Genomic DNA, 23,851 nt, shown 5'->3' on the forward strand with positions numbered 1-23,851 from the left:
ATGTCGACGAAGCTCATCTATTTCGCCTGGGTGCGCGAGCGGATCGGCAGACCGGAGGAAGAGGTCGAACTGCCGGCCGGCATCGAAACGGTCGCCGACCTGTTGCGCTGGCTGAAATCGCGCGGCGAGGAGTACGAGAACGCGTTGCAATATCCTGACGTGATCCGCGTCGCCATCAACCAGGAACATGTCGAGCACCGCGAGAAGATTGCCGGCGCGCGCGAGATCGCGCTGTTCCCGCCGATGACCGGTGGCTGAACCATGTCCGCGGTGGTGCCGGTCGTGCGCATCCAGGCGGAGGATTTCGACGTCGCCGCCGAGATCGCCAGGCTGACCAGGGGTCGCAACGACATCGGCGCTGTGGTGACCTTCTCCGGCCTCTGCCGCGACGAGCAAGGCAGGCTCTCGGCGCTCGAGCTCGAACATTATCCCGGCATGGCGGAAGCCGAGATATCCCGCATCGCCGGCGACGCAATCGAGCGCTGGCCGCTGCAGGGGCTCACCGTCATCCATCGCCACGGCAAGATCGCGCCCGGCGAAAACATCGTGCTGGTGGTGGCGGCTTCCGCCCACCGGCAGGCGGCGTTCGAGGCCGCGAATTTCCTGATGGACTATTTGAAATCACGCGCGCCGTTCTGGAAAAAGGAACACCATAGCGACGGTTCCGAGGGCGGCTGGGTCGATGCCAAGGAGGCCGACGACAAGGCGGCGGGCCGCTGGAAGCAGCCGCCGTCCAAATAAATCCCTGCGACAGCCATCCCATACCCGGCCAGCCATTCATTGACCGCAATCCTGCGAGACCTTGGCCGGAAGGGGAGCAGGATCATGCTGGACAGGATTGCCGAGTTCTTCATCTTCGGACTGGTGCCGGTGGCCGTCGGCATCCTGGCCATTCCGGATCATTCCGCGGCTGCCGAAAAGACCCTCAAGGGCGAGGTGATGTATCGCGAGCGCATCGCGCTGCCGCCCAATGCCGTGCTTTCCGTGCAGCTTGCCGACGTGTCGCTGGCCGACGCGCCGGCCGCAATCATCGGTGAGCGCAAGGTGGTGCCGGCCGGCCAGGTGCCGATCAAGTTCGAGATCAGCTTCGATCCGCAGGTGATCCGGCCTGATATGACCTACGCGCTGCAGGCGCGCATCACTGTCGACGACCGGCTGCTGTTCGTCACAGATGCGCGCCACCAGGTCGACCCGCTCAGCGACGCGCCACAGACCATCATGCTGAAAATGGCGGCGCCGAGCGATGCGCCGGTGTTCGGCCAAAGCTGGCTGGTCGAATATATCGACGGTGTCGGCGTGATTGCCGAGCCGCGGGCGACATTCCGGATCAGCGAAGCCGGCAAGGCCGGCGGCAGCGGCCCTTGCAACGTCTATTTCGCCACTGCCAAGGTAGACGGCTCGATGATCGCCATCAGCGACATCGGCTCGACCTTCAAGGCCTGCGCGCCTCAGGTCATGGCCGAGGAAAAGGCGCTGTTCGAGGCGCTGGCCAAAGCGGCATCCTACCACGTCGACGCCGGCAAGCTTGTCATCATTGACAGCGGCGGCCGCGACATTCTGCGCTTCAACGCCGCGAGCTAGCGCATCACCCAAGCCGATTACTCTCTGCGGCAGCTGCATGCCGATCACATTGTGTTTCAGCGGGAATAGGCCGGGCAGAGGGCGCGTTAGTTCCACATAAAATGGCGGGTAAGGCAAAAGGGACGTTTGTCCCTTCGTTGAAGCCGCCAGAATGGCTGCGGCTCGTTCTGGCCTTAACTCAAAGGAGTCCAGACATGAAAACGCACACGCTTATCCTTGCCGCCACCGGTGCATCGCTCCTTGCCTTTACCGGCCTTGCCAAGGCGGACGACCATCTCGTCAATGCTCTTGACCACGGTCTCAAAGCGGACAGCCAACCGTTCCAGACCAACAAGGCCGGCCATAGCGGCGATCTCGCACCGGGGCAGGGCAGCCCGTTTTCAGGTGAAGAGACCAAGACCCCGTCCACCGACACGGAAGCGGCGAACGAACATGCGAACGTGAAGGAACGCCAGGCGAAATAGACTGACAGAACCCGCCGCTAGGGGGCGGCGGGCGACATGTATCGGGCGACGATGCCGCATCTCATGCGATATTTCTCAATTCGTCGCGAGTTTGAATACCGCGCCATAGTGATAGGGCGGCACATCAACCAGCTCGGCGAGCTTGAACCCGCTCGCTTCCACCGACGCGGTGGTCTGTTCGGGTGACAGCCTCAGCTCGGTCTTTGGCCCGCGCGGCTCGCCCAGGACCGTGGTCTGCTCGCGCGGATACTGGTGCCAGTTGACGATGGCAAAACGACCGGCAGGGCCAAGCGTCGCGCGCACGGCGCGGGCAAGCCGCGGCCGATCCGGAACGCCGTGGAAAGCGTTGGCGATAAAGACGAAGTCGACGGTTTGAGGCACCAGCCTGGCAAGGTCATAGGCGTCGCCCGCCAAAAACTCGCAATTGCCCGCGCCTCCTTCGGCCAGCCGCCGCCTGGCGACTTCGAGCAGATTGGCATCGATGTCGATAGCGATCACATGACGGGCGACCCTGGCAATTGGCAGCGTGAACCAGCCGTCGCCGCAGCAGAGATCGACCACGTCCGTGCCGGGCTTCATGCCGACTGCCGCCAGGACGCTGGCAGGCTCGGGCCACAGCGCTTCCCACCAGCCGCCGGTCGGCATTTCGGTGCCCTGGAAGAAGCCGGGAATGGTGCTGGTCATGGCCTGGTCGGCTCCATTGTCGGGACCGCGTTTGATCCGCCCCTCCGAGCTTAACGCACCCGTGACCCGTCGAGGAGCCTGAAGCTGAAAATGTCCGCTACTGCATGTCGCGCAAAAGTGTGCAGCGGTTTTGCGATAACGACATGCATCAAGACAAGAAACTAAAGCGCGTCGCATGAGGCCGGTCGAACGCGACGCGCTTTAGCAAAAAAGGCCGGCGTTGCGCCGGCCTCTTTGATGGGGTTCGGGATGCCGGCTCAGCCGACGATCTCGGTGTCCGAGAACCAGTATTTGATCTCCTGCGCGGCGGTTTCCGGCGCATCGGAACCATGCACGGAATTCTCGCCGATCGACAGCGCGTGCAGCTTGCGGATGGTGCCTTCGGCGGCGCTTGCTGGATTGGTGGCGCCCATCACTTCGCGGTTCTTGGCAATGGCGTTCTCGCCTTCCAGTACCTGCACGATGGTCGGGCCCGACGACATGGATTCGACCAGCTCGCCGAAGAACGGACGCTCCTTGTGGACGGCATAGAAACCTTCCGCCTCGCGGCGGCTCATCCACACCCGGCGCGAAGCGACGACGCGCAGGCCGGCATCTTCCAGTATCTTGGTGATAGCGCCGGTGAGATTGCGACGGGTCGCGTCCGGCTTGATCATGGAAAAGGTGCGTTCGAGCGCCATGGGATCGTCCTTGTGATGGAGAGTGGAATTGAGGGTGGCGGGCTCTATACAAGCCGCCCGCCGCCTTGCCAAGGGGAGGCCGGCGCAGCGCGCATTTCTGCGCTGGGGCGGCGGACTTTCAAGTCGAACCATGCCGCCGCTCATCTTTTGTTGAGCATCGGATTTTCCGACAACCGGTACCCACTTTGGATCCGACCGACTGGCCGCCCTATAGCGCGTCGTCGTCAGCCTGACCCAACGTCGTCATAACTGCATCTCGATCGTCAGGTTGGCCGTGTCGCCAGCCCCGAGGCCTTCGCGGACCCGCACCGCCGTCTTGATCGGCAAGAGCAGGCTGCTGGATTTCTTGTCGGGAAACAGCGATGTTCGCCATCTGGTCTGGCCGACGACGGCTTCCACGCCAAGCGAGCCCCAGGGCCTTGCCATCCCCACCATCGCCGTCTTGATCCGGGCTCCAAGCTCCGGCGGCAGCGTCACGAAATGCCAGCCGCCCTTGCCCGGATAGACCCAGATCTCGGCCTGCATGTCGTAGCGAAACATTCTATGCCCTTCCTCAGGTCAAGGCCGTCACGACTGGCTTTGCCATGGTGTCTTGCTGGCAATGCTGACGATCGGCGAAACCATCCATGACATCCACAGCCCTGCTGGGAAGGAGTCATTCTTCCCCGCAAAGAGGTTGGCAGCGCCGCCATTCCACTACCGCCTTGTCACGATAGACGGCCGCCGCGTTTCCCAGCCTTCCCGCTCCAGTTCCGGCACGCTGTGGTTCTCGCTGGGGTAGCCGATGCAGAAGTAACCGATCAGTGTCCACTCCGGCGGCACGTCCAGGATCGTCGCCATCTCGGCCGGATCGAGGATCGAGACCCAGCCCATGCCTATTCCTTCGGCGCGCGCCGCCAGCCACATCGTGTGGACCGCCATGACAGCCGAATAGTCTATGGTGGCTGGCATGGTCAGGCGGCCGAGCCCATGCCCTTGCTCGGTTGCGCGGTCGGCGAAAACCGCAAGCTGGCAGGGCGCCTCATTCAGGCCGGCAAGCTTCAGGCGCGAATACAGGGCGGCGCGTTCACCGCAAAAGGTTTGGAGTGCCTCCGCGTTGCAGCGCTCGAAGCAGGCCCTGACGGCGGCGCGGCATGCCTCGCTCTCGGCGACGACGAAGCGCCAGGGCTGGCTCAGCCCGACGGACGGTGCGGCGCTGGCAAGCTCGAGCAGCCGCTCCAGCGCTTCATCGGGGAGCGGCGTCGGCTTGAACCGCCTGACGTCGCGCCGCCACAGGAAAAGGTTGGCGAGCGCAGCGCGAAAATCGGCCGGGAACTCTGGGTTTGCGGTCATGGCGCGCTGCCTTTGTTGTGATTGCCCGGTTCGCCGGATGTTTGTGTTGTTTGCTTCGATCCAGGCGCTGATGAGGCGCTTCGAGCGACACTTCGTCTACCCGCATTGTCGCATTTCGCCGGCTGGCAACTTTCAGCTAAGGCCGGACGATGTCCCTGCCGGCAACGCCGTGGACCTCGATCGGCAAAACAAAACCCGCCTCGGCAGGCCGGGCGGGGCGTCGGTGCGAATCATCACCATATCGAGATTAGTAGCATAGCTGCCGGCACAAAGCAAGAACAAAATGTGCCGCCGCCGATGAAAACTGCCGATTTCAACTCTCAAGGCGGGAGATCGCTGCGGCCGCAACCGTGCGGCCGAGGCCGCCATGCAGATCGAGGCATCGTTCGAACCATTGCGCCACGACATCGGTGTCGTCGAGCAGCCGGTAGGGCGTGGCGATGCGCGCCCATTGCAGCGCGCCGAAAACGATGTAGTCGGCAAATAGCGGCGACCGGCCTCCGATGAAGGGCTGATAGCCAAGCATCGAGCGCAGCGGCTCCAGCGAGGCGCGGAAGCTGGCGAGCCCGGCGTCGCGGGTGGCGTAAACCGCCTCCAGGGGCTTGCCGAAGCGCTGCTCGCGGTTCTGCCGGAAATAGGCGGCGTTCGCCTCGTCCTGCATGGCGTGCAGGTCCAGTATCGCAGCGGTGGTGACGTAGGGATGGATGGTCAGCTGCGACCAGCGTTCGATGAAGCGCGCCGTCGCCTTGCCGCCGTCGCCGGAAAACAATGTCGGCCGCTCGGGATAGGTCTCCTCGAGATAGAGCGCGATGGCGAAGGAATCGGCGACCACCGTCTCGCCGTCGCGGATCACCGGAACGAGCTTCGAGACGCCGCCTTCCACCTTCGGCACTTCAAGGAAACGGGTCGGCACGCTGGCGATGTCGAGCCCTTTGTGGGCCACCGCCATCGCCGCCTTCCAGCAATGCGGGCTGAACGGGCGGGCGGCGTCGCGTCCGACAAGGTCGTAGAGCAGAATGGTCATTGGCGGCAGCGTCCTTGCAGTCTAACTATGGCCGAAACGGACCCGCGCAGGGGGTCTCGCAGGTCGAGAGAAAATGAAACAGCATTTCAGGATGTTTGCGGCCTACAATCAATGGGCCAACGGCCGCATCTACGATGCCGCTGCCGATCTCGTCGAGGAAGAGTTCGACCGCAATATCGGCGTCTTCTTCGGTTCGATGATGGGAACGCTCAACCACCTCCTGGCAGCCGACCGTATCTGGATGAAACGCTTCACCGGCGAGGGCGACGCGCCGGCAAGGCTCGACACGATCCTGCACCGCGCCTTGCCAGGCTTGCGGCTGGCGCGCGAGGCCGAGGACAAACGGATCATCGACTGGGTCGACGGCCTGAGCGACAAGGCGCTGTCGGGCCGCTTCTCCTACATGACCGTCTCGGATATGCGCACCGTCTCGCAGCGGCTGGCGCCGGCGCTCGACCACTTCTTCAACCACCAGACCCACCACCGCGGCCAGGCGCATGCGATCCTGACCATTCTGGGCAAGCCAAGCCTCGGACTGGACCTGACGATGTTCCAGCGCAGCGAGGAGGGCAGGGCCTTCGCCTGAACCTGGGCGGCTGGTGAAGCGGACCGTGGATAGAGGACGATCTGCCGAGATTGCAAAACGCGCCGAAACATTTTATGGAGCGGATGGTCGTGAGGGCGGCCGCTTCAGCAGCATTCAGCAGCAACAGCGAGAATTGGCACGCATGCCCGATGAACCCTTGCGCCTTGTGGCGTTCTTCGCCGTGGTCTTGGCGCTTCTCAACTCCGGTTATTATTTCCACCAGGGCGACATCGTCGCGACCATCTATTTCATGATCGGCGCCATTCTTGTGACTGCGGTGACCCGGATGAGTATCAGAAGGCAGCTGATTTAGGATCCGCCGGGCCAGCACTGGTGACCGGAATCCGGCCGGCCATGATGACGAAGAGTCTTGTCAGGCGGCGTAGCCGCCGAGGCCCCGGGCGACCGGCTTGACCGAGACTGCCGGCTGGGCGGCCGGCCAGAGGATACCTGCCGTCACGGCGAAGGTGATCAGGGCGTCGCGTGCCGCTTCGGCCGAGATATCGCCGGCACGTGCCGCCTCGCAGGCCTTTACCGCGGCGCCATAGCTCAGCCGGCGGCGCGAAGGCGGGAACTCGGTCAGGAATTCGTGCATCTCGGAGAACGAAGCGATCGTACGCTTGTAGCCGGCGCCAACAGTTAGGGCGACCGGGGTGGAAAACGTCCTGTCGTGCATTCTGGCCTCTCGAATGGGCGGAGGTCACGGCGGACGCCGTTCTCCGGTCTGGGGGTCGGGCAGAAACGCGGATCACGGCGCGAGGTTCCATGTTGCCGGGATTGTTTTTTCGCCGGCTCCGGGAGCGGTCGCCGGGCGAGCAGCGCCGACGTCGAGGCGGGTGCCTATTTCCACATGCCGCGCATGCGGGCGCCGAGGTCGACACGCACCTGCGGCTGGCGGCGCGGATCGTCTCTGGCCTGGACGCTGGCCCATGCCACCTGCTCGAAGGCGCCGAGGATAGAGCGCGGGATGAAGCGCGTGCGCGAGGCATAGACATGGCGGTCGCCGCGCGCCGCCTGGCCGTGGACGAAAAAGCGATGCGGCATGACCAGGTGCAGGCTGTCCTTGGCCCGCGTCATCGCCACGTAGAGCAGCCGCCGCTCCTCGTCGACGTCCTCCTTGCTGCCGACGCCGAGATCGATCGGGATGCAGCCGTCGACGGTGTTGAGCACGAAGACGTTCTTCCACTCCTGGCCCTTGGCCGAATGGATCGTCGACAGGATCAGATAATCCTCGTCGCGGTGCGGCGGGCCGGCTTCGTCGCTGGTCGCGTCCGGCGGATCGAGCGTCAGCTCGGTGAGGAAGCGCTCGCGCGAGCCATAGCCGGAAGCGATCTGCTCGAGCTGCAGGAGGTCGGCCCGGCGCGTCGTCGCATCCTCGTGGATGCGTTCCAGATGCGGCTCGTACCAGAGCCTGACCTGCTCGATGTCGGCCGGCCATTTTTTTGCGCCGGCGCGCAGGCCGCAATAGAGCGCGACAAAGCCCGGCCAGTCGTCGGCGGCCCGCTGCGGCGGCCGGTAGCGGGCAAGCCCCATCGTCTCGTCGAGCGACGTCGCCATGGTCTCGACGATCGCATTGGCGGCCGAGGGGCCGATGCCGGGCAGAAGTTGCAGCACGCGAAATCCGGCGACGCGGTCGCGCGGGTTTTCGGCAAAGCGCAGCACGGCCAGCACGTCCTTGACGTGGGCGGCATCGAGGAATTTCAGCCCGCCGAACTTGACGAAGGGGATGTTGCGGCGTGTCAGTTCGATCTCCAGCGGGCCGCTATGGTGCGAAGCGCGAAACAGCACGGCCTGCGCTTTGAGAACGGTGCCGGCCTCGCGTTCGGTGAGTATCGCCTGGCAGACATAGCTCGCCTGCTCGGTCTCGTCGCGCACGCTCACCAGCTTCGGCTTTTCCGCTGATTTGCGCTCGGTCCAGAGATTTTTGGTGAAACGTTCCGAAGCTTCGCCGATCACCGCATTGGCGGCCGCCAGGATGGTCTCGGTCGAGCGGTAGTTGCGCTCCAGCATGACGACCTCCGCCGGCTGCGCGAACTGCTTGGGAAAATCCAGGATATTGCGCACTTCCGCGGCGCGGAACGAATAGATCGACTGCGCGTCGTCGCCGACCACCGTCAGCCCCGATCCGTCGGGCTTGAGCGCCGTCAGGATCGATGCCTGCAGCCGGTTGGTGTCCTGGTACTCGTCGACCAGCACATGGTCGAAACGTGCACCCAGATGCGCGGCGATTTCCGGCTCGCCGGCCATCTGCGCCCAGTAGAGCAGCAGGTCGTCGTAATCGAGCACGTTCTGCCCCTGCTTGGCCTCGACATATCGCGCGAACAATTGCTTCAGCTGTTCGGCCCAGCCGGCGCACCACGGGAACACCGAACCCAGCACCTCGCCGAGCGGCGCCTGTGCGTTGACCGCGCGCGAATAGATCGCAAGGCAGGTGCCCTTGGTCGGGAAGCGGGCTTCGGTCTTCGAAAACCCAAGCTCGTGGCGGGCGAGGTTCATCAGGTCGGCGGAATCCTCGCGATCGTGGATGGTGAAGGCCGGATCGAGACCGATCTCCAGCGCATAATCGCGCAGCAGCCTGGCGCCGATGCCGTGGAACGTGCCGGCCCAGCTCAGCGCATCGGTAATCACCGAGGCATCGCGCCCCAGCACCTCGCCGGCGATGCGCTCGACCCGCTTGGCCATTTCCGCTGCGGCACGGCGCGAAAATGTCATCAAAAGGATGCGGCGCGGGTCGGCACCCCTGACGATCAGATGCGCGACCCGGTGCGCCAGCGTGTTGGTCTTGCCGGAGCCGGCGCCGGCAATGACCAGCAACGGTCCGGCGATCTTGCCGTCGCCATGTTCGACGGCAAGCCGCTGCTCGGCGTTGAGCTTCGCCAGATAGGCCGGCTGGAAGGACGAATCACGGGCGGCGAGGTTCATCGCCCATCAAGCATCGTTTCTGCTTTGTTCGCAACGGTTTGCGGAGCCGGAATAGGGCCCGTGAGCGAAGAAGCCTTGCGGGCAGGCCTGTCGACTAACGCTCGGGCTCGACGCCCATCCTTGCCGATTGCCGCCGCAGCGCCTCGCGATCGTCCTGCGGCGGTGGCAACAGCAGCGGATCAAAATCGTCGGGCACCTCGTCGATCACTTTCTTGGCGACGCGATAGGCAACATAGACGATTGCCCCGGCGATGAGCAGACGGATCATGCCTTCCTCCATTGATTGTGGAGCAACCGGAGACGCGGCATTTTGTTCCCAGGCCCCTTGGCGAATGCAGGAACGACACCGGCCGCGCAACCAAATCGCCGACGCCTCGTTGTCGGGCGAGAGGAGACTGCGATGAAAAAGCGCTCAATCCTGCTGCTTATGGCAGCTCTGACTGTTGCGGGTTGCGACAACAATATCCAGCCGACCAAGGCCCCTGGCGACACGGTCGATCAGAACCCGCAGGTCGACAAGAATCCGGTGCCGAAGTCGACGACCGGCGGCGATCAGCCCGGCACGCCGCCGAAACAATGACCGCCTCAAATGGCGTCGGCGCCGGTCAAGGAAGGTGGCCGGCGCCGCTTGGGAGGAAGCTGATGGCGCCGGCCAGGCGGAGATCAGGCCCGCCGCACATCCAAGGATAGCCGAGTCTTTCCGCAGCGTCATGGTCGATAGCGTACAGACGGCACGCCCCTGTGGACAAACCTGCCGGCCACAGCAGCATTTGTTCATCACATAGTTCGTTCTTCCCAAGGAACAAACCGGGCTCCTGCGTGTTTGGATGTCGATCGGACGCTCCCAAGGCCGCCGTTCACGAAAGAGCCCGCTCTCCTTGTCCCCCCTCAGGATAGCGGGTTCTTTTTGCGTTTTGCGGGAAGTCGCGGCGCGGCGGGCTGACTTGCTTGCCGGTTTTCGCGCCTTATGCGGCGAACCGGGGCTCAAGCCCTTGCGAAGCATGGTTGTCCCGTGCAAAAGCCCGGCCATGCTGATCATCAACGACCTTTCGCTCCGCATGGCCGGACGCCTGCTTCTCGACCATGCCTCACTGACCTTGCCGGCCGGCAGCAAGGCTGGCCTTGTCGGCCGCAACGGCACCGGCAAGACGACCTTGTTCAAGGCGATCACCGGCGATCTCGCCTCCGAAACCGGCTCGATCAGCCTGCCCAAGAACACGCGCATCGGTCAGGTGGCGCAGGAAGCGCCGGGCACCGAGGAGCCGCTGATCGAGATCGTGCTCAAGGCCGATCTTGAACGGAGTGCGCTGCTCGAAGAGGAAAAGACGGCGACCGATCCGCACCGCATCGCCGACATCCACATGCGGCTGGCCGATATCGATGCGCACTCGGCCGAGTCACGCGCGGCCACCATTCTCGCCGGCCTCGGCTTCGACGATGCCGCGCAGCGGCGCCCGGCCTCGTCCTTCTCCGGTGGCTGGCGCATGCGCGTCGCGCTGGCCGCCGTGTTGTTTGCCGAGCCCGATCTGCTGCTGCTCGACGAGCCGACCAATTATCTCGATCTCGAAGGCACGCTGTGGCTGGAAAACTACGTGTCGAAATACCCGCACACCGTGCTGCTGATTTCGCACGATCGCGACCTGCTCAACCGCGCCGTCAACTCGATCGTCCATCTCGACCAGAAGAAGCTGACCTTCTGGCGCGGCGGCTACGACCAGTTCGAGCGCCAATACACCGAGCAGCGCGAATTGCAGGAGAAGGGCCGCGTCAAGCAGGAAGCAGCGCGCAAGCACATGGAATCCTTCGTCGAGCGCTTCCGCGCCAAGGCGTCGAAGGCGAGGCAGGCGCAGTCGCGCATCAAGGCGCTGGAGAAGATGAAGCCGATCGCCGCGATCGTGAACGACACGGTGCGGCCGTTCTCCTTTCCGGAGTCGGTGAAGTCGGTGGCCTCGCCGATCATTGCGCTGAACAACGTCAACGTCGGCTACACCGAGGGCGAGCCGATCCTGAAGAAGATGACGCTGCGCATCGATGCCGACGACCGCATCGCGCTGCTCGGCGCCAACGGCAACGGCAAGTCGACTTTCGCCAAGCTTTTGGCCAGCCGGCTGAAGCCGGAGACCGGCAGCATGACGGTGGCGCCCGGGCTCAAGGTAGCAATCTTCGCCCAGCACCAGCTCGACGACCTCAGGCCGGACGAAAACGCCTATGAGCATGTCCGCCGGCTGATGCCGGAAGCGCCGGAATCGAAGGTGCGCGGTCGCGTCGCCCAGTTCGGCCTGACCACCGAAAAGATGAACACCGCAGCCAAGGACCTGTCCGGCGGCGAGAAGGCGCGGCTGCTGATGGGACTGTCGGCCTTCGAGGGGCCGAACCTGTTCATCCTCGACGAGCCGACCAACCATCTTGATATCGACAGCCGTGAATCGCTGATCCATGCGCTGAACGATTTTCCCGGCGCGGTCATCCTGATCTCGCACGACCGCCATCTGCTCGAAGCGACCGCCGACCGGTTGTGGCTGGTCAAGGACAGCGCGGTTAATCCGTATGACGGCGATCTCGAGGATTACAAGACGCTGGTTACCGGCGTCTCCGGCGACCGCCGCGGCAAGCGCGAGGCGGACAAAGCGTCGAAGGCCGACCGCCGCCGCGATGCGGCCGCGCGCCGCGCCGCCTTCGAGCCGCTGGCCAAGGAAATCCGCGCCACCGAAGCGCTGATGGACCGCCTCCGCAAGCGCATCGACCTGATCGAGGACGAACTCGCCAACCCGGCCGTCTACGAAAAGGACCCCTCGACCGCGACAAGGCTGGCCAAGGAGCGCTCACAACTTGCGCAACAGCTGGCCGGCCATGAGGAAAAATGGCTGTCGATGTCGGCGGAGTACGAGGAAGGCACGGCGGAGTAGGAGAGCGTAATCTCCCCGCTCGTGGGTTCCCGCCAGCCTGACAGCCATTTGGAGCCGCCGGTCGTTGGAGTTTGATCAAGAGCGAGTCACACCGACGACGTAGCGATCCTTCACGCCCCCCTCTGTCCTGCCGGACATCTCCCCCACTTGGGGGGATTGGCTCGTCATCTGGCCCTACACCTGGTTGTCCAAAGCAGCTAGTTTGACCCCATGAATCAGCATGCCAAGCTCAAAATCGGCCATTCGGCCTGTCCGCATGATTGTCCGTCGACCTGCGCGCTCGAGGTCGAGCTGCTCGACGCCAGGCGCATCGGCCGCGTCCATGGCGCCAAGGCCAACAGCTATACGGCCGGCGTCATCTGCGCCAAGGTCGCCCGCTATGCCGACCGCGTCCATCATCCCGACCGCCTGCTGAAGCCGCTGGTCCGTGCCGGCGCCAAGGGCGAGGGCACCTGGAAGGAATCCAGCTGGGAGGCGGCGCTTGATCTCGTCGCCGAAAAGTTCATCGCGGCGGAGGCAAAATATGGCTCGGAGACGGTCTGGCCCTATTACTATGCCGGCACGATGGGTCTGGTGCAGCGCGACGGCATCGAGCGGCTCAGGCACGCCAAAAAATATTCCGGCTTCTTCGGTTCGATCTGCACCAATCTGGCCTGGACCGGCTGGATGATGGGCGCCGGCGCGCTGCGCGGCCCCGACCCGCGCGAAATGGCGAAGTCCGACTGCGTGGTGATCTGGGGCACCAACGCCGTGGTCACGCAGGTCAACGTCATGACCCACGCCATCAAGGCGCGCAAGGAACGCGGCGCCAAGATCGTCGTCATCGACGTCTACGAAAATGCAACGATGAAGCAGGCCGATCTCGGCCTGGTGCTGAAGCCCGGCACCGACGGCGCGCTGGCCTGCGCGGTGATGCACGTGCTGTTCCGTGACGACATGGCCGACCGCGCCTATCTGGAACAATACACCGACGATCCGCACGGTCTGGAAGCGCATCTCAAGACGCGGACGCCGCAATGGGCGGCAGACATCACCGGGCTTTCCGTCGACGAAATCGAGACCTTCGCCCGGCTCGTCGGCACGACGAAGAAGACTTACTTCCGCCTCGGCTACGGCTTTTCGCGGCAGCGCAACGGTTCGGTCAACATGCATGCCGCGGCCTCGATCGCTGCGGTTACCGGCTGCTGGCAATATGAGGGCGGCGGCGCCTTCCATTCCAATTCGGGCATCTTCAAGCTCAACCAGGAACTGCTCGAAGGCACACGGATGCGCGATCCCTCGATCCGTCATCTCGATCATTCGCGCATCGGCCCGGTGCTGACCGGGGCTGAGGATGCGCTCTATGGCGGCCCGCCGGTGACGGCGCTGCTGATCCAGAACACCAATCCGGTGAATGTCGCGCCGGAGCAGCGGCTGGTGAAGCAAGGTTTTCTGCGCGACGATCTGTTTTCCTGCGTGCACGAGCAGTTCATGACCGACACCGCCAAGCTCGCCGATGTGGTGCTGCCGGCGACGATGTTTCTCGAGCATGACGACGTCTACAAGGGTGGCGGCAACCAGCACATCACGCTGGGGCCGAAGCTGATCGAGCCGCCGGAAGGCCCGCGCACCAACCATTTCGTTGTCGAGGAGTTGGGCAAGCGCCTCGGCGTTGCCAACATGCCGGGCTTCGGCCTGACAGAACAGCAGCACATCGACATCATCCTGGGCAAGCGCGGGCTGGGCAGTTTCGACAGTCTGAAGGAAGACAAATGGGTCGACCTGCAGCCGGATTTCGAGGCCGCGCATTTCATCACTGGCTTCGGCCATGCCGACAAGAAGTTCCATTTCCGCGCCAACTGGACCGGGCAGGCAGCGCCCAACCGGCCGCCGAAAAGCATGGGCCTCTTCGGGCCTGTGCAGCGGCTGCCGGAATTTCCCGATCACGTCGACCTGATCGAGGTGGCGGACGCGGCGCACCCGTTCCGGCTGACCACCTCGCCGGCGCGCAATTTCCTCAATTCGACCTTTGCCGAAACGCCGGTATCGCAGGCAAAAGAGCGCCGGCCGGAGCTGCTCTTGCATCCCGATGATGCGGCGGCACTCGGCGTCGCCGACGGCGGCCGTGTCGAAGTCGGCAACCAGCGTGGCGAAGTGGTGCTGCACGCAAAACTGTTCGACGGCATCAAGCGCGGCGTGGTCGTCGCCGAAGGCATCTGGCCGAACAGCGCCCATGAGCGCGGCGAGGGCATCAACGTGCTGACCGGCGCCGATGCGCCGGCGCCCTATGGCGGCGCCGCCTTCCACGACAACAAGGTCTGGCTGCGCCCGGCGGATTGAGCGTCGGAACGATATCTCCATCCGGCCGTTTTCGCGTGGCGGGTGGAGGCATTGTCATGGCAGAAGTGTTGCCGGCGCCGGATCCCATCGGAAGGACACTGTCGTCCGGCGAACTCGTAACCACGATGTCCCACTTTCATCGCGCCGAGATTGCGCGCATGGCTGGGTGGCGCGACCGCCTGGACCGGACGAGCAACTGGGCGATAACCGTTGTCGCAGCCATGCTGTCCGTTTCGCTTTCGACAGCCAGCGCTCACCATGGCGTGCTGCTGTTTGCCATGCTGCTTGTTCTGCTGCTGCTGTGGATAGAGGCCCGCCGATATCGCTTCTTCGACTTCTATCGGGCTCGCGTGCGCCAGTTCGAACGGCACTATTTCGCGCAGATATTCTCGCCGCAGCCGGACTTCGCGTCCGATTGGCTGTTGATCGTCGGCGAGAGCCTGCGCGCGCCGAAATTCCTGATTTCGCAACGCGTGGCTTTGGCGCGCCGCCTGCGTCGCAATTACATTTACATGCTGCTGATTCTGCTGCTGGCCTGGATCCTCAAACTGTCGACCCCCAGTCTTCTGGCCGAAGGCGTCCGCATCGGCTTCGTCGGGTCGATGCGTGAGGCCGTCACCAGTGCTGCCCTGGGTCCCGTTCCTGGTGGCGCCATCGTCGTGCTGGTCGCCGTCCTCTATGCAGGCCTGCTGGTGACAGCCTTTCTGACAGAGAGCGACGACGGCGAACTCTCCTTCGGTGACGTCCACGTCTAGCAACGCAACGCCCTGTCGCGCGTTGTTGGACACGTGCATTGGGCGATGGGGGTTTCATGGCTTGGCAGGCTCCGACACGTTCCAGCCTGACACTGCTGGTTTGCGCTTTCGTCCCCGCGGGCGCGGCCTGGGCAGCGGAGACGCTCGTTGCCGGTACCCGGGCCTCCGGCATGGGTGGTTCGGGCGAAGGCGCTTTCGTCGCCGAGATCGTGCTTCTGCTGCTTGTTGGGCGCGGCCTGGGCGAAGTGCTGCAGCGTTATGGCCAGCCGGCAATCATGGGCCAACTGATCGGCGGCATCCTGCTCGGTCCTTCGCTGTTCGGCTGGCTGTGGCCGTCGGCCCAGCACCTGATCTTTCCCAGTGATCCTGCGCAAAAGGGCATGATCGACGCCGTCTCGCAGCTCGGCATCCTGATGCTGCTTTTGCTGACCGGCATGGAGACCGACCTGCGGCTGGTGCGCCGGGTTGGCGCGGCCTGTTTTTCCATTTCGGCGACCGGCGTCGTGGTGCCCTTCATCTTCGGTTTCGCGCTGGCGCAATTCCTGCCGGACGCATTGCTGGCTGACCCGACGCAGCGCACCGTCGCCGGGCTGTTCCTGGGCACCGCGCTGTCGATCTCGTCGGTCAAGGTCGTCGCCATGGTGGTGCGCGAGATGAACTTCATGCGCCGCAACCTCGGACAGGTGATTATTTCCTCGGCAATCATCGAGGACACGATCGGCTGGCTGGTCATCGCCGTAACCTTCGGCATCGCCACCAATGGCAAGCTACAGTTCGCGCCGCTGGTGACCACCATCGCCGCGGTGGCACTGTTCATGGTGTTCTCCTTCACCATTGGCCGCCGTCTTGTCTTCACCTTGATCCGCTGGACCAACGATCAATTCCGCAGCGAGTTTGCGGTGATCACCATGATCCTCATCATCATGGGAGCGATGGCGCTGATCACCAATTTGATAGGCGTCCATACCGTGCTGGGGGCGTTCGTCGCCGGCATCCTGGTCGGGGAATCGCCCATCCTCTCCAGCCATATCGAAGGCCAGCTTCGCGGCGTCATCACCGCGCTGTTCATGCCGATCTTCTTCGGCATGGCGGGGCTTTCCGCCGATCTCACAGTTCTTGCCGATCCGACGCTTGCCATGCTGACGGGCGCTCTCGTGGTCATCGCCAGCATCGGCAAGTTTGGCGGCGCCTTCATCGGCGCCAAGCTCGCCGCCATGTCGTTCAAGGAAGCAATCGCCGTCGGCAGTGCCATGAACGCGCGCGGCTCGACCGAGGTGATCGTCGCCAGCATCGGCCTGTCGATGAACATCCTGTCGCACAATCTCTTCACCATGATCGTCACCATGGCCGTGATCACCACCTTGGCCATGCCGCCGATGCTGCGCTGGGCGCTCGGCCGGCTGCCGGTTGGGCACGACGAGCAGCAGCGTGTCGAGCGCGAGGCGTTGGACGAATACGGCTTCATTTCCAGGCTGGAGCGGCTGCTGGTGCTGGTCGACGACAGCAGGATCGGCAAGTTCACTGCATATCTCGCCGGACTGGTCGGCGGAGGCAGCGGCATGCCCACCACCTTGCTTCGCCTGCCCACCACCTTGCTTCAGCCGAAAGACGGCCGAGTTGACAGGCCGACCGACAGCAAGGAACAGGAGCGCGCCCTGCAGGAAATCAAGAAGGGTGCAAAAAAGAGCGCCCGGGCGGTGAAACGGATCGAAGATACGCTTGTCGACAAAGTCCACCTGACGGCCCGCACCGAATTGGAGGCCACGGGTGAGACGATCGCCGAAGAGGCCCGCAAGGGATACGGCCTGTTGCTGGTCGGCCTGGACAATGTGCTGACCGCCGATGGCGCCTTCGCGCCGGCCCTCAACGACATTGCCGCAGGATTTGACGGCCCGCTTTGCCTGGTCCTGAACGGCGGCAATGCTGGCGAAAAGATGCCGACGCTGAGGGCCGGCACCAGCATTCTCGTCCCCGTCAACGGTACCCAGGTGGCGCGTCGCGCCGCCGACTTGGCGCTGGCGCTGGCCCGTCCAAACCGGGCGCGGGTCAAGATACTTTACGTCTCGCAAAAGGCAGCCAAGGGCCGCAGGTCGACATCGGTGTCGCATAGCCGCGAAGAGGCCGTCCTGAAAGACATCGCCGACCTGGCGGGCCGCTACGGCCTGCATATCGACACAGCGTTCCATACCCGCGTCACACCCGACAAGGCGATCACCCGGGAGGCGGCCAAAGGCGCGGCGATCGTCGTAATGGGCGTCACCCAACGTCCGGGTGAGGACCTGTTCTTCGGTGAAACCGCCGGCGCTGTTTTAGCCGCCTGCAACTGCCCCGTCGTGCTTCTGGCCAGCGCGCGGCCCAAGCACGACGCCGCTGGCGCTGAGCTGGCAGCGTGAATTTCACGGCGCATTGATCCGTCGGCAGGAATGTCGATCGAGCCTCTGAAAGCGCTGATCAGCCAAACGTAAAAGAACTCGAAACGAACGGTTTGGTTCTGTTGACAGAGAGTACAGGAAAGGGTGAACGCCGGCTCAAAGAATGTTCGCGCGGCAAATCACCACTGACCCATAACTAGTTGAAAAGAAATAAGAACATTGTGGCGCAAGGAGCTGCATGTCGAATTTCAAGCGGCCAATTTGGCGCACCCGTACAAAATTTTCGTGATTGGAAACGACAGGCTTGCCGACCCATCTCGGGGTGGTCCGAGCGACGCGAATTCCTCCCGAGGCACGCCACTTGACGGACAGACTAAAGAACTACCGGAGTACCCGAAATGACCAAGCTCGCTCTTACCGCCGCCGCCATCCTCGTTGCCACCGGCACTGCTTTTGCCGGCAGCGACCATTATGGCTCGGACAACGTCAACCAGCCGGCCGCTGCTGCTGCTGCCAACGTCGACAACACCTTCACCGGTTCGATCCGCAAGCCAGTTACTTCCGAGCGTACCGGTGCCAAGATAACCTCCGAGTCGGTGGCGCCTGAATCCGGCCAAGGCATCTGGGGCCGCTGATTATCACGGCCCGCAACACAAAGAGCGGCGGGCTTGGCCCGCTACTCTTGCTTTCGCGTATCAACGGGCGTGTGCGCCGAATAGCATCCTGCGCCAATCGAATACGTTGATCTGCAGGTTTCATCTGTAGCCACAATCTCGGTTGCTGAAATCGTCCAGCAACGTGCACATCGGAAAAAGCCGGGTGCGTATTCGTCGGCGCGGACAGCGCTCTCATCTCGAATGCGTCGAAAGCAACGACAACTCACGAATGACCAGTACACTGGAGTACCTGAAATGACCAAGATTGCTCTTACCGTCGCCACCATCGTCCTCGTCGCCACGGGCAGCGCCTTTGCAGGCAGTGATCACTATGGTTCGGACGGCGTCAACCAGCCGGCCGCGCCTGTTGGCAACGCGCCTGTCGGCACCATCGACAGCGGGTTTACCGGTTCCATCCGCAAGCCGCTGACGGCCGAGCACAACGCCGTCGACACCGAGGCGACGACCCGGTTCGGCACTGATCAACCCGTAGTGCCCCAATCTGGCCGGGGCAACTGGGGCCGATAGTTCCTCAAACCCCGGAGCACGAAGAGCGGCGGGCTTGGCCCGCCGCTTTTGTTTGTGCGAAGCCGGGTTTGGCCGAAAGGTCGGCGATCCCCCGGCCTGTCAGGCAGTCCCTAGCGAAGATCCTTCGGCCAAATGCAGTGCGTCAGCCGGGCGCTGCCGAAGGTGAGACCGGCCCAATCGCCATCGACGTCGAACCGAGCCAGGGCCGCGGTCGGGAATTTTTCCGCCAGTTTTTTCAGCGCCGCTTCATCAGATCCAGCCCCGGCAAGACCGCGCGCGAACTCCTCCAACCCGGGATTGTGGCCAAGCACCAGCAGCGTTCCGGTCCCCGCCTTCACTTGCCGCACCTTGGCGAGGATGTCCGCCGCTGCTGCCTCGTAAAGCGCCTGGGCAGATTTGGCCTGCACCTTCGCCGGCAATTCCGCCGAGACCAGCCGCCATGTGTCGCGGGTGCGCAGTGCCGGCGACACCAGCGCCAACTCCGGCAGCCAGCCGCGCCGGGCCAGTTCGCGCCCGACCAGTGGTGCTGCCTTCAGCCCGCGCGCGGACAGCGGCCGGTCGAAGTCGATGAGGTCGGGATCGTCCCAACTCGACTTGGCGTGACGCAGGAGCAGCAGTTGCTTCATGGATTCAATTCAAGTCCAAGAGATGTCCGGCTGAAAGTCTTTCCCATAGCCGCCGCCATGTTTTGTGCCCATGGCGGTATCAAAACTCGCCCAAAGCGCACCAAAGATGAACAGGCCTACATGCCGTTCATCTTTATCCCATCTGACCAAAATGTCTGCTTCAGTGATGGCCCAATCGCCCGATCGAAGGTGAATTGCACCGACGACGGGACCTACTCGTCCGTCCTCGATCCGACAGAGATAAAAATATGCCGTGGCACTTTTCGGATCGTCCGCCTCGTCGTACTCGAAGACGCCGGCGAGATCACGCTTTGTCCGGATCGCGCTGTCGAAAACGTCCATTGATCTATTCTGTCATTCCCCGGCGATTTATTGGCCGTTTCTGCGGACCCTCACGGCGTGATCCGCGCCAGGTGCTCGAGATCGGTCTCTTCGCGCAGCGGGTCGGGCGCGATCACCACCGACGTGGCGTTGTCGGCATCGTCGGCGAAGCGCGAAAACACCGTGCGGCCGCCTTCCATCCGCGCCTTGCCTTCGGCGACTAGGCCCAGCGCCAGCGGATAGAGCTGGTGCTCGGCCTTGAGCACGCGCGCGGCCAGCGTATCCTCATTGTCGCCGACCATCACCGGCACGGCGGCCTGGGCGATGATCGGCCCGTCATCCATGTCGAGCGTGACGAAATGCACCGTGCAGCCATGGATGCGCATGCCTGCGCGCAGCGCCCGCGCATGCGTATCCAGCCCCTTGAAGGCAGGCAGCAGGGCAGGGTGGATATTGATCATGCGGCCCTGCCACTTCTCTACGAAGCGCGCGCCGAGGATGCGCATATAGCCGGCCAGCGCGACGATCTCGGCGCCGAACGACAAGAGGGCCGCATCGATCGCCTCGTCATGCGCTTGCTTGCTGGCATAGTCGGAGCGCGAAATCACTCTGGTGGCGATGCCGCGCGCCGCGGCGATGCCAAGGCCGGCGGCATTGGCGCGGTCGGAGATGACGCCGACGATCTCGGCCGGATAGGCCGGGTTGCTCGCCGCCGCAACCAGCGCCGTCATGTTGGAGCCGCGCCCCGAGATCAGTACGACCGTCCGTTTCCTGGTCATAGGCCAATCGAGCCCCGATAGATGACGCCGGCATCGCGGCGCGGCACGATCTGGCCGATCGGCGTCACCGTCTCGCCGGCCTCCTGCAGAACGGCAGCGACCTGCGCCGCCTGGCCGGAGGCGACGACCAGGATCATGCCGATGCCGCAATTGAAGGTCCGCATCATCTCTTCCGGCGCGACGCCGCCGGTCTTGGCCAGCCACGAAAACACCGGCGGCACCTCGATGGCGCCGAGATCGAGCTCGGCCGAAAAATCCTTGGGCAGAACGCGCGGGATATTTTCGGGAAAGCCGCCGCCGGTGATATGGGCTAGCGCCTTGATGCCATGCGTGTTGCGGATCGCCTTGAGGATCGACTTGACGTAGATGCGCGTCGGCTCGAGCAGCGCCTCGGCCAGCGTCGCCTCGTCATTGAACGGCGCCGGATCGCCCCAGCCAAGGCCGCTTACGGCGACGATGCGGCGGACCAGCGAAAAGCCGTTCGAATGCAGGCCCGACGAGGCGAGGCCGAGCAGCACGTCGCCTTCGACGATGTCGTCGGTCGGCAGCAGCTGGCCGCGTTCGGCGGCACCGACGGCAAAGCCGGCAAGGTCGTAATCCTTGTCGTGATACATGCCGGGCATTTCCGCCGTCTCGCCGCCGATCAGCGCGCAGCCGGCCTGCCGGCAGCCGGCAGCGATACCGCCGACGATCGAAGCACCCTGGTCGGGATCGAGCTTGCCGGTGGCGAAATAGTCGAGGAAGAACAGCGGCTCGGCGCCTTGCACGACGATGTCGTTGACGCACATGGCGACGAGGTCGATGCCGATCGTATCGTGCTTGCCGGCATCGATGGCGATCTTCAGCTTGGTGCCGACGCCGTCATTGGCGGCCACCAGCACCGGATCGGTGAAGCCGGCGGCCTTGAGGTCGAACAGGCCGCCGAAGCCGCCGATCTCGCCATCGGCGCCCGGCCGGCGGGTGGCGCGCACCAGCGGCTTGATCTTCTCGACCATGAGGTTGCCGGCATCGATGTCGACGCCCGCTTCGGCATAGGTGAGCCCGTTCTTGCGCTTGCTCATTTCCGGCGCCTGCTCATCTGTTGCGCTTGCCTGTCGCTGGTTTCATTCGCTTGCGGGCTCTTCGCATGAACGGTTTTGCCCCGCAAGGCAAGCGCGTGATGATGGTGTTTCAGTTGGATAACGGCGGAACCGGGCGTGATACACTCCAACAGTAAAAAGAAATCCCTGCCAGAATTGCGGCGAGGCCTCCGACGGTGGCAAGAGACCTGATCTCACCGTCGAAGGGCAGGGTCCCATACGAGAAGCCGGCGGCGATCAAAGCCGCCGCGGCAGTCCACAGACCTGGCTTTGCAGCGACTGACCTTGAGAAAACGAACGCGACGACAGCGGCGGTCAGCCAGAGGGGCCAAGAGACGACCACGCCTACGGCCAGATAAAGAGCGAAGGTCGAAAGAAGATCCTGCGCTGCCACGTTGCGGTGCGAGGCTCCGAAAAATGCGAAGACCAAAAGACTTTCCGTCAGTCCGGCCAGATAACAAAGCGTTACTCGCCAAGCGATTGTGATTCTCTGCGCCATCGTCATTCAGCAGTGGGGAAATAGGCTGTCGCTTCACGGGCTCTTCGCATGAACGGCCGCACCTCGCAAGGATGACGGCGGGATCAGACGGTCTTGGCTCGACAAAGGAGTGGACAGTCGCCCAAGCTGCCCCCCTTATGGACGCCCCTCTCGTTCCGCCAGAACCATGTCGACGCGGTCGAGTTGTGCCTTGGCGTAGCCGCTCAGCGCTATTCCGCCATTGTTCGTTCGAATCCAGTGCACAGCCTGCTTAACCCGCTCGTAGTGCCCAAGTTCGATTTCGCAGGCAATCAGCGCGAGGATTCGAACTGCGAAGGGCTGTGTGAATTCGTAAGGTTTGTCGAGCAACTCGCTATGTCCGGCGACGTAACTGGCGAGGTCCGGGTTCTGAGCCCTGATCCGTCGCGCCAGCTCGACATATTTCCCCAGCAACCTATCTATGCTCGTCTGGTCAAGGTGCTCAAAGTAACGAGCATAAGCTTTCAGCTCATTGTTAAATATCGTTTCAGGATGAAACTGCGACAGTCCGGGCCAGATCCATTTTTTGCCGTACAGCCTTTCAAGCAACGGCCTGACGGTAAGAAAGTCCAGGTAAACGAGCATGTTCAAATGAACATCGCCATGGCTTGCAGTAAAGGCCTCTTCGAGAATCAGGCTGATATCGTCGCTCCGGTCGACTTCAAAGACGCCTTTCCGGATGCGGCGAAAGCCATGTCCCGTCATGAACGTATCGAGATACTTACGCACTTCGCCAACGGCCAAAGACAAGGTTCCACTCCCTCTCTGTTGCGCATCGTGCCTTGCTAGCGGCCTATTAGTCCATCCAAAGCGCGCCTTGTTTCCTAACGGCCAAAGGATAGCGCGCTTCGGGCTCGCTTCCATTTGGTTAGTTCAACGCTGGCTATTCTTCACGCCCCTCTGCGTTGATTGCAAATTGCGCGGCGAAAGCCCGGATATAAGCCGGCCGAGCTTCCCCGCGCGCTACATAGGCAGCCAAGTTTTGATATTCGTCCAAAATGCCTGACATTCTTAGTCGCAGCAGCACCGATACCATCAATAAATCGCCTGCGCTGAACGTATCATCGAGCCAGTCGGCGACGCCCAAGTGGGCCGAGAGTTTGTCCAGCCGAGCGCGAACACGGTCCTTTACCAACGGCAAGCGCTCCTCGCTCCAAGGCTTGTCACGTTCGAATATTCTTGCCGTCGTTAATTCGAGGATCGTCGGCTCGACGGTGTTAAGTGCGGCAAACATCCACGTGATCGCACGCGCGCGGGCATTGCGATCCTTCGGCAGCAATCCCGCATGCTGCTCAGCAAGGTGAAAGACGATCGAGCCGGTTTCGAACAGCGAGAGAGAACCTTCCTCATAGGTGGGGATCTGGCCGAAGGGATGGATGGCCAGATGGCCAGGCGCCTTCATTTCTGCGAAGGAAACAAGACGAACCTCATACGGCTGCCCCACTTCTTCGAGCGCCCAGCGAACGCGCGTATCGCGCGCCAGTCCCTTGCCGCCATCGGGCGATCGTTCAAATGCTGTGATAGTGATTGTCATCGCGTCCGTTTCCTTGCTGGGCAAATTTCCTCGGCTTCCTATCGTGAGACGAATGAGCCTCCCCGAAATCGACATCGGTCTTGACCTATTTCATTGCTGGCGCCCTCGTGGGGAGATTGGCAGCTTCTGTGTCGCTTCTCACTTGCCGTAACCCTCCATCTCCATCATGTATCGACAAACAAGAGC

Annotated in this window: 28 protein-coding genes; 13 read left to right on the forward strand and 15 right to left on the reverse strand. The window is 63.2% G+C overall.

All coding sequences use genetic code 11. The features are described from left to right. From moaD to NKJ73_RS13185, 4 genes are all read left to right on the forward strand, one after another. A complete protein-coding gene (gene moaD, locus NKJ73_RS13170) occupies positions 1-258 on the forward strand; it encodes a molybdopterin converting factor subunit 1 (RefSeq protein WP_023677674.1) in 258 nt (85 codons plus the stop codon). A gap of 3 nt (positions 259-261) precedes the next feature. Further along, complete coding sequence (locus NKJ73_RS13175; protein WP_352569700.1) at positions 262-741, forward strand: molybdenum cofactor biosynthesis protein MoaE; 480 nt, start codon at positions 262-264, stop codon at positions 739-741. 84 nt (positions 742-825) lie between these two features. Next, positions 826-1,581 (forward strand): YbaY family lipoprotein, encoded by a 756-nt coding sequence (locus NKJ73_RS13180; RefSeq protein ID WP_352569701.1) that lies wholly within the window; start codon positions 826-828, stop codon positions 1,579-1,581. Positions 1,582-1,775: 194 nt separating this feature from the next. Continuing rightward, complete coding sequence (locus NKJ73_RS13185) at positions 1,776-2,045, forward strand: hypothetical protein (protein ID WP_254820285.1); 270 nt, start codon at positions 1,776-1,778, stop codon at positions 2,043-2,045. A 75-nt stretch (positions 2,046-2,120) separates the two neighbouring features. Here the strand turns inward: NKJ73_RS13185 and NKJ73_RS13190 are convergent, their stop codons facing one another. The 5 genes from NKJ73_RS13190 to NKJ73_RS13210 all read right to left on the reverse strand — a co-directional run bounded on the left by NKJ73_RS13190 (position 2,121) and on the right by NKJ73_RS13210 (position 5,765). Continuing rightward, positions 2,121-2,729: a class I SAM-dependent methyltransferase gene (locus tag NKJ73_RS13190; RefSeq protein WP_352569702.1), complete on the reverse strand. Its 609-nt coding sequence runs from the start codon at positions 2,727-2,729 to the stop codon at positions 2,121-2,123. A gap of 257 nt (positions 2,730-2,986) precedes the next feature. After that, the gene (gene ndk / locus NKJ73_RS13195; RefSeq protein ID WP_023719783.1) at positions 2,987-3,409 is read right to left on the reverse strand and encodes a nucleoside-diphosphate kinase; all 423 of its coding nucleotides are present in this window, start codon (positions 3,407-3,409) and stop codon (positions 2,987-2,989) included. A gap of 243 nt (positions 3,410-3,652) precedes the next feature. Then, on the reverse strand, positions 3,653-3,949 hold the full coding sequence (locus NKJ73_RS13200) for a DUF1905 domain-containing protein (RefSeq protein WP_352569704.1): 297 nt from the start codon (positions 3,947-3,949) through the stop codon (positions 3,653-3,655). 156 nt (positions 3,950-4,105) lie between these two features. Continuing rightward, positions 4,106-4,741 carry a 5,6-dimethylbenzimidazole synthase gene (gene bluB, locus NKJ73_RS13205; RefSeq protein WP_352569705.1) on the reverse strand — a complete coding sequence of 212 codons (636 nt, stop codon included), beginning with the start codon at positions 4,739-4,741 and terminating at the stop codon, positions 4,106-4,108. 313 nt (positions 4,742-5,054) lie between these two features. Next, entirely contained in the window at positions 5,055-5,765 is a 711-nt protein-coding gene (locus tag NKJ73_RS13210; protein WP_352569706.1) for a glutathione S-transferase family protein, read from the reverse strand. 73 nt (positions 5,766-5,838) lie between these two features. Between NKJ73_RS13210 and NKJ73_RS13215 the strand changes: the two genes are divergently transcribed. Together NKJ73_RS13215 and NKJ73_RS13220 are read left to right on the forward strand one after the other, a co-directional pair. Next, complete coding sequence (locus tag NKJ73_RS13215; protein ID WP_352569707.1) at positions 5,839-6,351, forward strand: DinB family protein; 513 nt, start codon at positions 5,839-5,841, stop codon at positions 6,349-6,351. 13 nt (positions 6,352-6,364) lie between these two features. Next, a complete protein-coding gene (locus NKJ73_RS13220) occupies positions 6,365-6,664 on the forward strand; it encodes a hypothetical protein (protein ID WP_352569708.1) in 300 nt (99 codons plus the stop codon). A 60-nt stretch (positions 6,665-6,724) separates the two neighbouring features. Here NKJ73_RS13220 and NKJ73_RS13225 read toward each other — a convergent pair whose 3' ends face one another. The 3 genes from NKJ73_RS13225 to NKJ73_RS13235 all read right to left on the reverse strand — a co-directional run bounded on the left by NKJ73_RS13225 (position 6,725) and on the right by NKJ73_RS13235 (position 9,541). Continuing rightward, positions 6,725-7,027 carry a DUF982 domain-containing protein gene (locus NKJ73_RS13225; protein WP_023677662.1) on the reverse strand — a complete coding sequence of 101 codons (303 nt, stop codon included), beginning with the start codon at positions 7,025-7,027 and terminating at the stop codon, positions 6,725-6,727. Positions 7,028-7,191: 164 nt separating this feature from the next. Next, positions 7,192-9,273, reverse strand: a complete 2,082-nt coding sequence (locus NKJ73_RS13230; RefSeq protein WP_352569709.1) for an ATP-dependent helicase — start codon at positions 9,271-9,273, stop codon at positions 7,192-7,194. A 94-nt stretch (positions 9,274-9,367) separates the two neighbouring features. After that, positions 9,368-9,541 carry a hypothetical protein gene (locus NKJ73_RS13235; protein ID WP_023677660.1) on the reverse strand — a complete coding sequence of 58 codons (174 nt, stop codon included), beginning with the start codon at positions 9,539-9,541 and terminating at the stop codon, positions 9,368-9,370. A gap of 132 nt (positions 9,542-9,673) precedes the next feature. Here NKJ73_RS13235 and NKJ73_RS13240 point away from each other — a divergent pair, with 132 nt between their 5' ends. The 7 genes from NKJ73_RS13240 to NKJ73_RS13270 all read left to right on the forward strand — a co-directional run bounded on the left by NKJ73_RS13240 (position 9,674) and on the right by NKJ73_RS13270 (position 18,809). Beyond that, positions 9,674-9,853 (forward strand): hypothetical protein, encoded by a 180-nt coding sequence (locus NKJ73_RS13240; RefSeq protein ID WP_023677659.1) that lies wholly within the window; start codon positions 9,674-9,676, stop codon positions 9,851-9,853. A gap of 448 nt (positions 9,854-10,301) precedes the next feature. Next, a complete protein-coding gene (locus tag NKJ73_RS13245; RefSeq protein ID WP_352569711.1) occupies positions 10,302-12,179 on the forward strand; it encodes an ABC-F family ATP-binding cassette domain-containing protein in 1,878 nt (625 codons plus the stop codon). A gap of 210 nt (positions 12,180-12,389) precedes the next feature. Continuing rightward, entirely contained in the window at positions 12,390-14,498 is a 2,109-nt protein-coding gene (locus tag NKJ73_RS13250; protein WP_352569712.1) for a molybdopterin-containing oxidoreductase family protein, read from the forward strand. Positions 14,499-14,554: 56 nt separating this feature from the next. Continuing rightward, positions 14,555-15,253 (forward strand): DUF2270 domain-containing protein, encoded by a 699-nt coding sequence (locus NKJ73_RS13255; protein WP_352569713.1) that lies wholly within the window; start codon positions 14,555-14,557, stop codon positions 15,251-15,253. 170 nt (positions 15,254-15,423) lie between these two features. Further along, the gene (locus NKJ73_RS13260; protein ID WP_502905375.1) at positions 15,424-17,646 is read left to right on the forward strand and encodes a cation:proton antiporter domain-containing protein; all 2,223 of its coding nucleotides are present in this window, start codon (positions 15,424-15,426) and stop codon (positions 17,644-17,646) included. 377 nt (positions 17,647-18,023) lie between these two features. After that, positions 18,024-18,260, forward strand: coding sequence for a DUF680 domain-containing protein (locus tag NKJ73_RS13265; RefSeq protein WP_352452970.1), 237 nt, complete (start codon positions 18,024-18,026; stop codon positions 18,258-18,260). Positions 18,261-18,536: 276 nt separating this feature from the next. After that, positions 18,537-18,809, forward strand: a complete 273-nt coding sequence (locus NKJ73_RS13270; protein ID WP_352452971.1) for a DUF680 domain-containing protein — start codon at positions 18,537-18,539, stop codon at positions 18,807-18,809. Positions 18,810-18,919: 110 nt separating this feature from the next. Here NKJ73_RS13270 and NKJ73_RS13275 read toward each other — a convergent pair whose 3' ends face one another. The 7 genes from NKJ73_RS13275 to NKJ73_RS13305 form a co-directional block, all read right to left on the reverse strand. Beyond that, entirely contained in the window at positions 18,920-19,435 is a 516-nt protein-coding gene (locus NKJ73_RS13275; RefSeq protein ID WP_352569716.1) for a SixA phosphatase family protein, read from the reverse strand. Positions 19,436-19,444: 9 nt separating this feature from the next. Further along, complete coding sequence (locus tag NKJ73_RS13280; protein ID WP_352569718.1) at positions 19,445-19,777, reverse strand: hypothetical protein; 333 nt, start codon at positions 19,775-19,777, stop codon at positions 19,445-19,447. A 50-nt stretch (positions 19,778-19,827) separates the two neighbouring features. Beyond that, complete coding sequence (gene purN, locus NKJ73_RS13285; protein WP_352457663.1) at positions 19,828-20,535, reverse strand: phosphoribosylglycinamide formyltransferase; 708 nt, start codon at positions 20,533-20,535, stop codon at positions 19,828-19,830. Further along, the gene (purM, locus tag NKJ73_RS13290; protein ID WP_352472623.1) at positions 20,532-21,596 is read right to left on the reverse strand and encodes a phosphoribosylformylglycinamidine cyclo-ligase; all 1,065 of its coding nucleotides are present in this window, start codon (positions 21,594-21,596) and stop codon (positions 20,532-20,534) included. The genes purN and purM overlap by 4 nt, the downstream gene beginning before the upstream one ends. A gap of 109 nt (positions 21,597-21,705) precedes the next feature. Beyond that, entirely contained in the window at positions 21,706-22,113 is a 408-nt protein-coding gene (locus NKJ73_RS13295; protein WP_352569719.1) for a hypothetical protein, read from the reverse strand. Between the two features lie 135 nt (positions 22,114-22,248). Further along, positions 22,249-22,881, reverse strand: a complete 633-nt coding sequence (locus tag NKJ73_RS13300; protein ID WP_352569720.1) for a hypothetical protein — start codon at positions 22,879-22,881, stop codon at positions 22,249-22,251. Between the two features lie 133 nt (positions 22,882-23,014). Further along, positions 23,015-23,665 carry a glutathione S-transferase family protein gene (locus NKJ73_RS13305; protein ID WP_352569721.1) on the reverse strand — a complete coding sequence of 217 codons (651 nt, stop codon included), beginning with the start codon at positions 23,663-23,665 and terminating at the stop codon, positions 23,015-23,017. Positions 23,666-23,851: the final 186 nt, after the last annotated feature.

It is taken from the genome of Mesorhizobium sp. M0074 (assembly GCF_040322975.1).
Lineage (GTDB): Bacteria > Pseudomonadota > Alphaproteobacteria > Rhizobiales > Rhizobiaceae > Mesorhizobium.

What these genes read in the sequence shown, in the direction of transcription:
- moaD (WP_023677674.1), top strand. Translation starts at nt 1, where the DNA reads ATGTCGACGAAGCTCATCTATTTCGCCTGGGTGCGCGAGCGGATCGGC.
- NKJ73_RS13175 (WP_352569700.1), top strand. Translation starts at nt 262, where the DNA reads ATGTCCGCGGTGGTGCCGGTCGTGCGCATCCAGGCGGAGGATTTCGAC.
- NKJ73_RS13180 (WP_352569701.1), top strand. Translation starts at nt 826, where the DNA reads ATGCTGGACAGGATTGCCGAGTTCTTCATCTTCGGACTGGTGCCGGTG.
- NKJ73_RS13185 (WP_254820285.1), top strand. Translation starts at nt 1,776, where the DNA reads ATGAAAACGCACACGCTTATCCTTGCCGCCACCGGTGCATCGCTCCTT.
- NKJ73_RS13190 (WP_352569702.1), bottom strand. Translation starts at nt 2,729, where the DNA reads ATGACCAGCACCATTCCCGGCTTCTTCCAGGGCACCGAAATGCCGACC.
- ndk (WP_023719783.1), bottom strand. Translation starts at nt 3,409, where the DNA reads ATGGCGCTCGAACGCACCTTTTCCATGATCAAGCCGGACGCGACCCGT.
- NKJ73_RS13200 (WP_352569704.1), bottom strand. Translation starts at nt 3,949, where the DNA reads ATGTTTCGCTACGACATGCAGGCCGAGATCTGGGTCTATCCGGGCAAG.
- bluB (WP_352569705.1), bottom strand. Translation starts at nt 4,741, where the DNA reads ATGACCGCAAACCCAGAGTTCCCGGCCGATTTTCGCGCTGCGCTCGCC.
- NKJ73_RS13210 (WP_352569706.1), bottom strand. Translation starts at nt 5,765, where the DNA reads ATGACCATTCTGCTCTACGACCTTGTCGGACGCGACGCCGCCCGCCCG.
- NKJ73_RS13215 (WP_352569707.1), top strand. Translation starts at nt 5,839, where the DNA reads ATGAAACAGCATTTCAGGATGTTTGCGGCCTACAATCAATGGGCCAAC.
- NKJ73_RS13225 (WP_023677662.1), bottom strand. Translation starts at nt 7,027, where the DNA reads ATGCACGACAGGACGTTTTCCACCCCGGTCGCCCTAACTGTTGGCGCC.
- NKJ73_RS13230 (WP_352569709.1), bottom strand. Translation starts at nt 9,273, where the DNA reads ATGAACCTCGCCGCCCGTGATTCGTCCTTCCAGCCGGCCTATCTGGCG.
- NKJ73_RS13235 (WP_023677660.1), bottom strand. Translation starts at nt 9,541, where the DNA reads ATGATCCGTCTGCTCATCGCCGGGGCAATCGTCTATGTTGCCTATCGC.
- NKJ73_RS13240 (WP_023677659.1), top strand. Translation starts at nt 9,674, where the DNA reads ATGAAAAAGCGCTCAATCCTGCTGCTTATGGCAGCTCTGACTGTTGCG.
- NKJ73_RS13245 (WP_352569711.1), top strand. Translation starts at nt 10,302, where the DNA reads ATGCTGATCATCAACGACCTTTCGCTCCGCATGGCCGGACGCCTGCTT.
- NKJ73_RS13250 (WP_352569712.1), top strand. Translation starts at nt 12,390, where the DNA reads ATGAATCAGCATGCCAAGCTCAAAATCGGCCATTCGGCCTGTCCGCAT.
- NKJ73_RS13255 (WP_352569713.1), top strand. Translation starts at nt 14,555, where the DNA reads ATGGCAGAAGTGTTGCCGGCGCCGGATCCCATCGGAAGGACACTGTCG.
- NKJ73_RS13260 (WP_502905375.1), top strand. Translation starts at nt 15,424, where the DNA reads ATGGGTGGTTCGGGCGAAGGCGCTTTCGTCGCCGAGATCGTGCTTCTG.
- NKJ73_RS13265 (WP_352452970.1), top strand. Translation starts at nt 18,024, where the DNA reads ATGACCAAGCTCGCTCTTACCGCCGCCGCCATCCTCGTTGCCACCGGC.
- NKJ73_RS13270 (WP_352452971.1), top strand. Translation starts at nt 18,537, where the DNA reads ATGACCAAGATTGCTCTTACCGTCGCCACCATCGTCCTCGTCGCCACG.
- NKJ73_RS13275 (WP_352569716.1), bottom strand. Translation starts at nt 19,435, where the DNA reads ATGAAGCAACTGCTGCTCCTGCGTCACGCCAAGTCGAGTTGGGACGAT.
- NKJ73_RS13280 (WP_352569718.1), bottom strand. Translation starts at nt 19,777, where the DNA reads ATGGACGTTTTCGACAGCGCGATCCGGACAAAGCGTGATCTCGCCGGC.
- purN (WP_352457663.1), bottom strand. Translation starts at nt 20,535, where the DNA reads ATGACCAGGAAACGGACGGTCGTACTGATCTCGGGGCGCGGCTCCAAC.
- purM (WP_352472623.1), bottom strand. Translation starts at nt 21,596, where the DNA reads ATGAGCAAGCGCAAGAACGGGCTCACCTATGCCGAAGCGGGCGTCGAC.
- NKJ73_RS13295 (WP_352569719.1), bottom strand. Translation starts at nt 22,113, where the DNA reads ATGGCGCAGAGAATCACAATCGCTTGGCGAGTAACGCTTTGTTATCTG.
- NKJ73_RS13305 (WP_352569721.1), bottom strand. Translation starts at nt 23,665, where the DNA reads ATGACAATCACTATCACAGCATTTGAACGATCGCCCGATGGCGGCAAG.